Here is a 12341-nt window from a genome sequence, read left to right as displayed (position 1 = left end):
GAGCTTGTCGAAGCATTTTCCCCGCCCTGGTTGTATGAACTCGTTTGAGAAAGATGCTTCGACAAGCTCGGCAGGACGTTCTTTTCTATTTACAAAACATGCCCTTATCCTTTCAGCTCGAAGGCGTCGCCGTCCTGGAGGGCGGGAAAACGCTCCCGAAAAGCCGTTAGCTCGTCGTGGCGCAGGGTGCGGGTGATGCTGGTTTCCTGGTTGCCAACTTCCACCAGGTATTCTCCGCGCATATCCAGCAGGGCGGAGTCGCCGGCGTAGGTGAGGCCGTTGCCATCGGTGCCCACACAGTTCACGCCCATCGTGTAGGCCAGGTTTTCGATGGCCCGGGCCCGCAGCAGCGTAATCCAGGCGGTGCGGCGGGCGGCGGGCCAGTTGGCCATGTACAGCAGCAGGTCGTAGGGCTGGTCGAGAGGGTTGCGGCTCCACACGGGGAAGCGCAAATCATAGCACACCAGCGGGCAGATGCGCCAGCCCCGCCATTCCTCCATCAGCCGCTCGGTGCCGGCCGTGTACACCTCATGCTCCCCGGCCATCCTGAACAGGTGGCGCTTGTTGTAATAGCTCACTGAGCCATCGGGCCGCACCCACAGCAGGCGGTTGTAGTAGCGGCCCTGCTCGTCGCGCACGATGAGGCTGCCAGTGACTACCGCGTCGCGGGCGTCGGCCATCAGGCGCATCCACTCCAGCGTAGGGCCGTCCATCGGCTCGGCTAAAGTGGCGGCCTCCATGCTGAAGCCGGTGGTGAACATTTCCGGCAGCACAATCAGGTCCGTCGGAATTGAAATTTCGTCGATATGACGGCTCATTTCCTGGCGGTTGGCGGCCGGCTCGTGCCAGCGCAGGGCCGCCTGCACGAATGAAACGGTTAAATCGGTCATGGCAGCAGGTGGTAGCGGATAGATGAACAGGAAAGTATACGCAGAATAGCCTGTTTAATCAAGGGGAATGGATAGGGCGGCCAGGCCAGCCCTGAGGATAGGGCTACAATGCCCGCAGCCGTTCGGCCGCCGCCCGCAGCGTTTCTTCCTGCTTGGCAAAGCAAAAACGTACCAGCTTATCGTCGTGGCGGTTATGGTAGAAGGCGGAGAGCGGCACCACGGCCACCCCGGTTTCCTGGGTGAGGCGGCGGGCAAACTGCTCATCCGAGAGTTCCGGGGCCAGGGCGCTGAAATCGGCCACCTGAAAGTAACCGCCCGGCACCGGCAGCAGGCGCAGCCCCGTAGAGGCCAGCAACTCCCGAAACAGGTCGCGCTTCTGCTGGTAAAACGCGGGTAGCTCGTCGTACAACTCAGTAAGGGGCAGCACGTCGGCCAACGCGTGCTGGGTGGGCGTGCTCACGCTGAAAGTCACGAACTGGTGTACCCGCCGCAGCTCGGCCGAGAGGGCCGGCGGGGCCACGCAATAGCCCACCTTCCAGCCGGTGGCGTGGTAGGTTTTGCCGAATGACGACAGCACGAAGGCCCGCTCCCGCAGCTCGGGGTGGCCCGTCACGCTCCGGTGCGGCACCCCATCAAATACCATGTGCTCGTACACCTCGTCGCTGAGCAGCAGGGTATCGGTGTCGCGCAGCAGGCCGGCCAGGGTATCAAGGTCGTCGGCGGTCAGCACGGCCCCGGTGGGGTTGTGGGGCGAGTTGATCATGACCAAACGGGTGCGGGGCGTGAGGGCCTGGGCCACCCGGTCCCAGTCGGGCCGGAAATCGGGCAGCGTCAGGGGCACGTACACCGGCACGCCCCCTTGCAGGCGCACGGCGGGGCCGTACAAATCGTAGGCGGGCTCCAGAATTACTACCTCATCACCGGGGCGCACCACGGCGGCCAGCACCGCGTACAGGGCCTCGGTGGCCCCGCTGGTCACGGTAATGTCGGTGGCCGCGTCGGGGCGGTGGCCGTAGAGGCGGGCGGTTTTATCGGCAATGGCTTCGCGCAGGCGGGGCAGGCCGGGCATGGGGGCGTACTGCTGGTGGCCGGGCGTGAGTACGTGGCGGGCCAAAGCCTCCAGCAGCGGCCGGGGCGGGTCGTAATCCGGGAAGCCCTGGGCCAGGTTGATGGCCCCGCTGTCCTGGGCCAGCTGGGTCATCACCGAAAAGATACTGGTGCCCACATCGGGCAATTTGGAGAGCAGGGGAGGCGTGGGCATGAATGGCGAAGTTGAGGTAGCCCAAACGAAAAGCAGGCCGCTGAAAGATACTCAGGGCAAGACGGGGAATTGCGGCCCCCGTCGATGTTATCTGGAAAGGGGTAAAGAACGTCATGCTGAGCTTGCCGAAGCATCTCTGCCGCTTCGCAAGACCATTAGATTACCCTCGGTAGAGATGCTTCGGCAAGCTCAGCATGACGTTCTTGTTTACATCTCCGGCCCCGCGCCCCGCTTTATAGCGGTTTCGTGAGCGGTGTGCCGGTCCGGCGGGCGGAGCCCGTCGGGCCGGTTGCCGTTAGCTGCCGTCCGCACGCTGCCGTAACAACCTCAGCTTGCGGCAACCGGCCCGACGGCTTCCAGCCGCCGGACCGGCGGGAAGTTTCCCCGGCCGCGCCGTTGCCGCCTTCTCGTTCCACGGGGATACGCAAGCAGGCGTCTCTACAGCCCCACGCCCTCCCCCCGGTTGCCGGCCGCGCCCTCCCGGTTCCGAACCGCACCGTATCAGTGTCCGAATCGCGCCGGCCCGGTTCCGAACCGCGCCGGTGCGGTACGCAACCGCCGCCGGGCGGTTGCCAGCCGCGCCCTCCCGGTCCGGAACCGCGCCGGGGCGGTTGGCCCGCCGCAACCGCGCGGCTTGGAACCGCACCCTTCCGGTTCCAGACCGCGCCGGCCCGGTACGCAACCGCCCCCGCCCGGTACCGGACCGGACGGGGGCGGAATCCCCTCGGGACGACTGCCCGCGCACGGGGCGGCGGGGACTACTTGCCGGGGACGGGCTGGGCGCGGTCGGCGGGTCCGGTGCGGTACTGGTAGCGCTTGCGCATCTGGCTGAGGGCGGGCAGCACGGCGGCGGTTTCGCCGTTGTCGCGGCGTAGGTCTTCGTAAATATCGTCGGCCGTCACCATCACATCGGCCCCTACCAAGCGGTAGGTGTCTTCCAGCTTCTGGGCCAGGGGGCGCAGCACGGCCCGGATTTCGCGCAGGTCGTCGAGCAGCTGCACGTCGCGCTCAAACTCGGGCAAATCGAAGGAGCGGCGGGTGAAGTCGACGCTGGCGCGCACCGCGTCCAGGCCGGCCTGGGCGTAGGGAATGCCATCCACGCCCAGGTTGCGCAGGCCCCGGCTGTCTTCGGGGGCCAGGGTAATAAGAAAACTGAGCTGCTGCTCGATGGTGCGCAAAGCCGCCAGAATGGCCTGCTTATCGGGGGCGGGGAGGGCGGCGGAAATACGGTAGCCTTGTTTCATGGGGGATAAGAAATAAAAGGTGAAAGGGAAAAAGTGAGAAGCTAAAGAGACCGTCATGCTGAGCGCAGCCGAAGCATCTCTCCCGCTTCGTCTGCACCGACTCAACGAAGCGGGAGAGATGCTTCGGCTGCGCTCTGCATGACGGGCGGCCAGCCCGCGGGGCGCAGCTGAGCACCGGCTAGTGCGTGACTTGCAACGTGTGGCGCTCCTGCTGCGCGCCCTGACCGGCGTGGAGCTGGTAGAGGCCGGCCGGCAGCTGGCGCAGGGGCAGGCGGGCCCGCCTGCCCTGGCTGCGGCCCTGGTACACTACCTGGCCCTGCCCGTTGTAGAGCGTTACCTCAAATTCCGGGGCCTCGGCAGGCTGGCCGGCGGGGGCGGAGCGGGCCGCCGTTGCTTCCGCGTCGGTTGCCTGCACGGTGGCCTCATCCTGGGCGGGGTTGGGGTACACGGTGTAGTAGGTGTAGCCGCAGCTGGTTACGTTGATGCGCAGAGAAGTCAGGCGGGTGCCGCAGGCGTTGGCGGCCGTTACGCGCACCTCGCCGGTGCCGGTGGCCTGGGCGAATACCAGGAAGCTGCCATCGGGCTGCAAGGTGCGGTGGCGCACCCGGCCGCTGGAGGTAATGGTGTACTGGAGGCTGGGGTCGAAGGGGGTAATCTGGTAGGTGCCGGCCGGGTCGCAGTCCGTCAGCTCCGTGGGCCCGTCAAGCTCGAACTCTGCGGGGGCACCGACAGTTACCCGGCGGTTCAGCGTAACTCGGCCGCATTCACTGATGAGCGTAGCTTGTAGTACCACCGCGCCGTCGGAGTTCCGCGTAGCAGTGAAGGTAGGCCCGGTACTAAAGGAAGACGTGAGCACGCCGAAAGGCTGAGCAGACCACTGCACAGTTACGCCGGGCGGCAAGCCGGCAATGGAATAGGTGGTGCTGGAACAGACCTCATTCGCTCCGCTGATGGTAGGCTGAGCCTGGCAGAATGCCAGGCAATTGACCGTCGTTGGGGTTTGCTCCATTTCGTTGTAGGCCCATTTGCTGTTCAAACCCGTCCATTGAATGTGGCCTTCCAGCCCGCGCCCGGCCGTGACGAAGTTGGCAAAGGGCGTATTGTAGGGGGCGGTGGGTGGGGCGCTGGGGGAGTAAGAAGCCGTGAGGCTCTGCGGGGTTTGTGCTACTGCGTTGCTGCCGATATCCAGGGCACTAACGGTGGGCACAAAGCAAAACGTGGGCTGCACGGTATACTGCGCGAGGGGAATAGGAAAATTGCCCCGCACCTGGTCAAGCAGGCCGCCAGCAAAGGCGTTGATATCGTACTGCCCGCCGGGGGCCGTATCCCAGGCCAGCATGGACGCCTGGGAGTTCTGGTCTTCGGTGTACTGCTTCACCCGGATGTTGATGCCCAGCACCCGCTTGCGCAGGTAGAGCCGGGCCCGGTAGATATTCTGCTGCTGCTGGCTGGGCAGAGCGCGCAGAACGAAATCAACCTCGCCGTTGTAATTGCCCAGGGAAAACAGTGCAAAAGCACCCGATACAACGGCGTAACCCAAAGGGCCGCCGCCCAGCAGACTTACTGCTATGCCAAGGGTATTGCCAGCCATTATAGTAGCAATCCGGATAGTTTGGTTGAGCTGCTTGCTGAGGTAGCCGCTGCCTTGCAGGCGCAGCAGCTCGGCGTAGGGCGGATAGGGCTGGGGCGTAGCGCACTCCGAGCCGTTGCTGGTGGCTACGCTGCGGCACTGCTGCGGGTAGCCCAGCTGATTGTACTCCTGCAACCAGGCATCGTGCACGGCCTGGCCCGCCGCCGAGGCCTGCACCAGGAGCAGCTGCTGGGTAGCTGGTTGGTTGAGCAGGTCGCGGAAGCCTTTGAGCGGCGTATTCAGGTCGCCTACATTGAGGCCGCTGTACAGCGTGCCGGTATTGAAGTAGATGGTGGGTACCAGCACGATACTCGCTACGCCGCGCACCATGTACTGCACGCTCAGGGGCACGTTGGCTCCCTGGTGCGGGGCCTCGTGCGAGATGTAGAGGCGGGTATCGTGCGGCACGGTGGAGGTGCCGTTGGCCAGGCGCACTTCCATATCACGCAGGGCGTAGCGGGCCACCAGGCCGCCCATGCTCATGCCCACCACCACGTTCTGCTGCCGTACGCCGGCCAGGGGCTGCTTCCGCTCGTTCACCCACTGAATAATGCGCTCCACCAGAAAGGCGTTGCGCTGAATGTAGTCCGTCCCCTCATCGAAATCCACGAACACCAAATCGTAGCTGCCAACTTCACTAAGCTGGTCGTTGAAGTTGTCTCTGTCGCCGGGAATGGTTCTGAAATATGGAGTTAGAATACCACCGAATATATCACCTGTCACAAAATCCCGATACGTAAAATCAGCCCCATCCACGAACTTGCCGGCATCGTAGCCTTCCACCACGATAAGCGGCTTACGAATCTGGCCCGTGGCGTTATTGGTGGCGAGGGCTACGGTAACCTGCGCCGAAGCAGCCCGGCCGTTGTAGGGGCGCACATCCATAAATAACTCACTGGTCGGGCGGGTTAGGGCCTGGGCCGGATACCGGGCGGCGGGCGGCTCGTTCACTACCAGCTGGGAGTGGCTGAGCAGCACGCTGCCATCGGCGCAGGTCAGGCGGAATTGCAGGGTTTTGGTGCCGTTGGCGGCGTAGCTCACGGGCACGGCCTGGTCCCAGGCCAGGGTGCGGTAGCCCTGCCCATCCCCGAAATCGGCCTCCAGCCGCTGAATAGTCGGGGCCGCGTTGGTAAACCGTAGGGCGGCTCCCGGCCAGAAGGTAGGCGTACGGGTGGTGATGAGGGCCTCGGTAGGGGCCACGGCCACGGCGGTGCGGGTGAGGTAGGGGCTCTGGGTGCGGCCGGGCACGTCGTAGAGCTGGTTATTCTGCACGCGCAGTAGGTTCAGGGTGGCCGCATCGGAGCGGATGGTTTGGTAGCGGGCCAGCAGTAGGGCCAGGCCCACGCGGCCGGGCTGGCGGGCGTCGGCCAGGGCCTGGTTAGCGGCGGGCAGGGGCGGCAGCGTCACGTTGGCGTTGTAGACGCTGGCGTGCAGGCCGGCATAGAGCAGACGCCAGGAGCCCAGGTCCACGTAGTTGCTATCGAGCAGGGCACCCTGGTAGTTGGCCGGGTCAAGGAAGCTGTGGCCGTAGTCAAGTAATAGACCCGTGCTGACAGGGGCGCGATCCAGGGCCTGAAAGACGGAATCCTGGTGGCGGTGCTAGGGCGACACCGTCGCCGGCAACGAGGCAGGGGCAATGGCGGCAGAGGTAGGGCGTTGGGCAAACGTGGCCGGGCCGGCCAGGCACAGCGCGGCCAGCAGTAATAGAAGATACCGCATAGAGCAGGAAAGAAAAACGGGGATAGAAGGATTAGAATTGGACGTCAAAGCGTCCGTCGGTGACGCGCAGTGAGTCGCAGCCGGGCTCGTAGAGCGTAAAGGCAAAACTGCCAGCCATGATGCGGGCCACGGCATCAAAACGAGTAATTGTCAACGTGCCCGTGCGGATTCGTGTACCCTTATAATCACATTGTTCTGTGTTAGCGTTAGTTGTGAATCCCACCAATTTAGAAGTGGGATAATTAGAACTAACCGAACGCAATGGGTAGGGCTTGGCAACAGGCAGAAGAGAATCTGTCAAAATCATATACACATTAAATTTATCGTTTTGACTACGGGCGCCAGCAGATACCACCCAATCAGTGTTAGATAGCCACTCTCCCCTAACAAGATTTATCCCCTTTGCGACAAAGGGCTTGCCATTGACCAGACAGCCGAAAGTGCGGGCCCCGGTCTGGGTGGCGGGGGGCAGTTCGGGTAGTGGGGCGGGTGCGGGGTCGCTCTCCTTGCAGCTGCTACACTGCGTGAGCAGCAGCAGGGCCAGGTAGAGGGGCGGGCGAGTGAGTTTCACGGAGCGAAACGGGATAAAAGATGAAAGGATGAGACAGGCCCGCCGCAGTGGGGGAAGCTAGCAATAGGTAGATAGAGAAGCAGAACGGTACGGCCAAGCTACGCGAAAGACGGCGGATTACAACGCGAGCAGCAGATGCTAAAAACGGGGCTGTTACCTCCCAAAGCCGCGCGCCGGGGCTACTCCGGCCGCAAGTGGCGCACCCGAGGCGCAAAAAAGCCGCCACCTGCGCGGGGGCAGCTGGCGGCTTTATAGGCGAAGGGCAGACGTATTAGCCCCGACGCTGGTAGGGGAAACGCTTGGCGGCGTTGCGCATGAGCGCGTCGGTCAGGTTCTGGGCGTTGTCGGTGAGGCCCCCGCCGCCCTGGAGGCGGCAGTCGTAGCGCCAGAGCAGGCGGCCGGCCTGCTGGTCGTGCAGGCTCAGGGAAGCCGTTACCTCATCGGAAATGGCGTAGAAGGGCGTGAGCACGTTGATGGCCACGGCGGCGGCCAACGGCAGAGGCTTGTTGAGCAGCAGCTGGCCGGTTACCACGGCATCCACGCCCAGCAGTTTAGCCAGCTCCTCGCGGGGGCGGGTCTGCATTTCTTCGTAGCTGAGGCCGGCCTGTTGCAGCAGGGCGTTGGTGCGGGCCACATCCTGGAATTCTATGGTATAGCCGTCTTTGCGCTGGCCGCGGTGCAGCAGCCAGCTGTACACGTTGCCCTGCACGCCCAGGCCGGTCTGGTATTCCTGCTCGGCCAGCTCGCGCTGGCTGAACCGGGGCCGCTGCCCGGGCAGGGGCGGAGCGGGCTTTATTTGCACGTTGAAGGGTAGAATGGCCACCGTGCGGTGGCGGGGCTGCACCTGCTGCCGGAAGTCGCGGGCGGTGTACACGCGGGGGGCGCAGGCGGCCAGGCACAGGAGCAGCAGGAAGGGGAGAAGCTTTTTCATGAGGCAGAAGCTGAGAAATAACCGGATAGGATAGGCCCGCCGCGCCGGCAGCAACCGGGGCGGGCAAGTGGTTCAGCTTCTGGCCAGAAGTGGAATGCTAAGCGGTTTGCAAACCCGGTGCCAGTTTTCAGAAAAAAGTTCCGGAGCGGAGAAAAATTTGTGCTGAGCGGGGGAATGGTGGCAAAAGAAAACCTGTCATCCTGAGCAGCGCGAAGGGCTTTCTTCCACCTGAACGACAATCGTATGAACGACTCGTTCCAGTGGGGTCAAGGTCCTTCGCGCTGCTCAGGATGACAGGTGTACTATATCAATCAGCAATCCGCTACAGCGGGTTCTTCAGCAGCTGCGGGAAAGTGTGGCGTACCTTCTCCACCTTCACCATGGAGATGTTCTGGATGTAGCTTTCCCGGGGGTGCAGGCGTAGGTAGCCCTGGTGGTAGCCCTCGGCGGGCCAGAACTGCCGGTAGGGCCGTACCTGCGTCACGACGGGGCTGCCGTACTGTCGGCTGGCATTCACGCGGCTGATGCTTTCTTCCAGCACCTTCTTCTCAGCAGGGGTGCGGTAGAACGCCACCGAGCGGTACTGCGGCCCCATATCGGGGCCCTGGCGGTTGGGGGTGGTGGGGTCGTGGGCGGCCTTGAAGAACACGTCGGCCAGCTGCTGGTAGCTGATTTGCTTAGGGTCGTAGTACACCTGCACAGCCTCGGCGTGGCCGGTGCGCTCGGTGCCCACTTCCTCGTAGCTGGGGTTGGCCACCGTGCCTCCGCTGTACCCCGACACGGCCGCCTTCACGCCCCGCAGCTCCTCGAATACCTCCTCCGTGGCCCAGAAGCAGCCCCCGGCAAAGGTGGCCACGGCCAGGCCGGCGGTATTGGCCGGGGCGGGCGCAGCGGTGGAGCGGGTGAGGGAGCCGGGCTCCGCCTGGGCCTCAGCCGGGCGGCGCTCCGAGCAGGAGGCCAGTAACGTAATCAACAGGGCCGCGAGGCCGTTTCTGAGCATATTCATGGGGCAGAAAATCAAGGACAAAGCAGAAGGGAAAACCGTACGTACGCAGCCACTCCCGGGGCGGACGCACCCCCGCCGCCAGATAAACTTGGTTTCGGGCCGGCGGGGTGGTTTCTTCGGGCAGTATAACACTGCCTGCTCCCGTGAAATTCCCTGTTCGTACGCTGTGGCCGGCCCTGGGGCTGGCGGTTTTGCCGTTGCTGAGTTCGGCCCAAACCCTGCTGCCCATTGAGCAGCAAGTGTCCGCCGCCGTGCGCTGGTACGAGGTGCGTACGCCCCATTTCCGGGTGGTGTACCCCGAAGGGTTTGAAGCCCGGGCCCGGCGCACGGCCGCCCGGCTGGAGCAGGTGCACGAGCCGGGCGGGGCCTCGCTGGGGCTGGCCGCCCGGCCCGTTACGGTGGTATTACAGTCCCGCAATACCATCGGCAATGGCTTCGTGACGCTGCTGCCCCGGCATTCGGAGTTCTACACCACCTTCCCTCAGGACCCGTTTCTGCCCGGCACGCTGGATTGGCTGGATGAGCTGACCGTGCACGAGTACCGCCACGTGGTGCAATTCGATAAGGCCCACCAGGGCCTGGGGCAGCTGGGCTACCTGTTTGGCGGCTATGGGGGGCTGGGCCTTACCACCCTGGGCGTGCCCGACTGGTTTGCCGAGGGCGACGCCGTGGGCACCGAAACAGCCCTCACCCGCAGCGGCCGGGGCCGGATTCCCAACTTCGAAGCCTACTTCCGGGCCAATCTGCTGGCCGGGCGGCGCTACTCCTACGCCAAGGCCGTGGCCGGCTCCTTTCGGGATAATGTGCCCAACCACTACGTGCTGGGCTATTTTCTGACTAGCCGCCTCAAGCGTACCGCCCCCGACCCCGGCGTATGGGGCACCGTGCTCAACCGCTACTACCGCTTCCCGGTGTACCCGTTGTCGTTTTCGGATAAGCTGCGCCGCACCACCGGCCTGCGCACCGACGACCTGTACCAGCGCACCGTGCAGGAGCTGGACAGCCTCTGGCGCGCGGAAGCCGCCGCCCGCCCCCTTACGCCTGCCACCGAGCTACCCGTGGCGGCCACCGAAAAAGTATTTACCGAATACCAGCTTCCCCAGTATCTCGACGACAGCACCCTGGTGGCCCTGAAAACCGGCCTGGGCCACACACCCCGACTGGTGGCGCTGCGCCGGGGCCGCCCCGAGCGGGAGCTGTGGGTGATGGGCCTGCACCACAACGCGGAGCAGCTTTCGGCGGGCGGGGGCAAGGTGGCCTGGCTGGAATTCCGCTACCACCCGCGCTGGCAGCAGCAGGTGTACTCCGAGCTGCGGGTGCTGGACGTGGCCACCGGCCAGGTAAGCCGCCCCGGCCGCCGCACCCGTTACACTACCGCCGTGCTCAGCCCCGATGGCCGCCGCCTGCTGGCCGTGAGCACCGATTCCAGCTACCAGCACCGCCTGCACCTGCTCGATACCGAAACCGGCCAGGAGCTGCGCACCTTCCCGAACCCCGAAAACCAGCCCTACCTGCACCCCCGCTTCGCCGCCGATGGGCGCACAGCCGCCGTGGTACGGCTGGAAACGGCCGGTAAGCGCCTGGAGCTGCTGGACATCGAAACCGGCCAGGCCCGGGTGCTGCTGCCCGCCGCCAACGACAACATCGCCCAGCCCCAGCCCGGCCCCGATTTCGTGCTGTTCACCTCGCCCCGCTCGGGGCAGGAGGAAGTGTACGCCGTGCGCATCAGCACCGGCCAGGTGGGGCAGGTAACCAACCGCCCCGTGGGCAGCTACCACCCCGCCCTCAGCCCCGATGGTCAGCGCCTCGCCTTCCACGAAATCCGGGCCCAGGGCAGCCGGGTGCTGGAAATGCCGCTCAGCCCAGCCCAGTGGCTGCCCGCTGCGCCGGCCGCCCCGGCCCCCAACCGCTACGCCGACGAGCTGACCGCCCGGGAGCCGGGTGCCCGCACCGTGGGGGGCATTGTGCCCCAGGATTCGGTGGTCGGGCCTGCGCTGCTAGCCCGGCGCTACCGCCGCCTGCCCCATGCGCCCAACCTCTACGGTTGGGGGCTGGTGCAGAGCCCCTCGGGCAACGGCCTCAACCTCGGCATCCGGGCCCAGGACGTGCTCAGTACCACCCAGGCCATTGCGGGCGTGGGCTATGATGGGGTAGAGCGCACCGGCCGGGTGTTTGCCGATGTGAGCTACCAGGGCCTGGGGCCGGTGCTGGATGGTAGCGTGGAGCACGGCGGCCGCCGGGCCATCGGGGCGTTGCCAGTGGGCGGGGGTGGGGAGGAAACCTGGCAGTACAACCGCCTGAGCCTGGGTACCCGTCTGCCGCTGGTGCTTACTACTTCCCGTATGCTCACCTCCCTCACGGTGGGGGCCTACTATCAGCACGAGCAGGCCCGCAACTACCCGTTTACGCGCCGCCCGATTACTGAAGTAGCCACCCAACCCCTGAACGTGCTACTGGGCACGCTCAGCTTTTCCCGCACCCTGCGCCAGAGCACCCGCGACGTGGCCCCGCGCTGGGGGCAGAGCGTGCTGCTGACGGTGCGGGACACGCCGTTTGGCCGGGGGCTGGAAGCCCGGCAGCTGGGGGCGCAGGGCAGCCTGTTTCTACCGGGTATTGGCTGGCACCACGCCCTGCGGCTGCGGGCGGGCTACCAGTACCAGCAGCAGCAGGAATACCGGTTTGGGGCGGCCATCTTCTACCCCCGCAACCTGCCCTACCTCAGCACCAACCGCCTCACCTCTTACAGTGCCGAGTACCGCCTGCCCCTGGCCGATGTGCACTGGGAGCTGGGCCGGGTGCTGTACGTGCAGCGCCTGAAGGGCAACATATTCTACGACGGCGTGCAGGCCGCGCAACCGGGCTTCCGGGGGCGCTACTACTCCACCGGCTTCGATGTGTCGGCCGTGTTCAACCCGCTGCGGCTGCGCACCCCGCTGGAAGTGGGCCTGCGCACCGTGTACGACTCCTACTACCAACGCTGGCAATTACAGCCGCTGGTGCTGAACGTAGGCTTTTAGGCCGGAAATTTGCTGGCGACTATATTAGGGTGTCGGCGTGGGTTCGGCGCCAGCGTTTACCTGAACTATCCC

Annotated in this window: 8 protein-coding genes; 1 reads left to right on the top strand and 7 read right to left on the bottom strand. The window is 65.0% G+C overall.

What is annotated here, in order from left to right:
* Positions 1-104: 104 nt before the first annotated feature.
* From ACN19L_RS10195 to msrA, 7 genes are all read right to left on the bottom strand, one after another.
* Positions 105-890 (bottom strand): amidohydrolase, encoded by a 786-nt coding sequence (locus ACN19L_RS10195; RefSeq protein ID WP_426493374.1) that lies wholly within the window; start codon positions 888-890, stop codon positions 105-107.
* 103 nt (positions 891-993) lie between these two features.
* A complete protein-coding gene (locus ACN19L_RS10190) occupies positions 994-2151 on the bottom strand; it encodes a methionine aminotransferase (protein ID WP_426493373.1) in 1158 nt (385 codons plus the stop codon).
* 758 nt (positions 2152-2909) lie between these two features.
* Entirely contained in the window at positions 2910-3395 is a 486-nt protein-coding gene (locus tag ACN19L_RS10185; protein WP_426493372.1) for a hypothetical protein, read from the bottom strand.
* 178 nt (positions 3396-3573) lie between these two features.
* On the bottom strand, positions 3574-6495 hold the full coding sequence (locus tag ACN19L_RS10180; protein ID WP_426493371.1) for a T9SS type A sorting domain-containing protein: 2922 nt from the start codon (positions 6493-6495) through the stop codon (positions 3574-3576).
* 280 nt (positions 6496-6775) lie between these two features.
* Entirely contained in the window at positions 6776-7315 is a 540-nt protein-coding gene (locus ACN19L_RS10175; protein WP_426493370.1) for a hypothetical protein, read from the bottom strand.
* A gap of 271 nt (positions 7316-7586) precedes the next feature.
* Complete coding sequence (locus tag ACN19L_RS10170) at positions 7587-8246, bottom strand: hypothetical protein (protein WP_426493369.1); 660 nt, start codon at positions 8244-8246, stop codon at positions 7587-7589.
* 322 nt (positions 8247-8568) lie between these two features.
* Complete coding sequence (gene msrA / locus ACN19L_RS10165; protein WP_426493368.1) at positions 8569-9252, bottom strand: peptide-methionine (S)-S-oxide reductase MsrA; 684 nt, start codon at positions 9250-9252, stop codon at positions 8569-8571.
* Between the two features lie 143 nt (positions 9253-9395).
* Between msrA and ACN19L_RS10160 the strand changes: the two genes are divergently transcribed.
* Positions 9396-12269, top strand: coding sequence for a hypothetical protein (locus ACN19L_RS10160; RefSeq protein ID WP_426493367.1), 2874 nt, complete (start codon positions 9396-9398; stop codon positions 12267-12269).
* The last annotated feature ends 72 nt before the right edge of the window (positions 12270-12341 follow it).

This window comes from Hymenobacter sp. 102, from assembly GCF_049949205.1.
Taxonomy (GTDB): Bacteria; Bacteroidota; Bacteroidia; order Cytophagales; family Hymenobacteraceae; genus Hymenobacter.
This window is presented reverse-complemented; position numbering and strand designations above follow the sequence as displayed.

Coding starts and splice junctions, on each gene's coding strand:
- ACN19L_RS10190 (WP_426493373.1), bottom strand. CDS start 2,151: ATGCCCACGCCTCCCCTGCTCTCCAAATTGCCCGATGTGGGCACCAGT.
- ACN19L_RS10170 (WP_426493369.1), bottom strand. CDS start 8,246: ATGAAAAAGCTTCTCCCCTTCCTGCTGCTCCTGTGCCTGGCCGCCTGC.
- msrA (WP_426493368.1), bottom strand. CDS start 9,252: ATGAATATGCTCAGAAACGGCCTCGCGGCCCTGTTGATTACGTTACTG.
- ACN19L_RS10195 (WP_426493374.1), bottom strand. CDS start 890: ATGACCGATTTAACCGTTTCATTCGTGCAGGCGGCCCTGCGCTGGCAC.
- ACN19L_RS10185 (WP_426493372.1), bottom strand. CDS start 3,395: ATGAAACAAGGCTACCGTATTTCCGCCGCCCTCCCCGCCCCCGATAAG.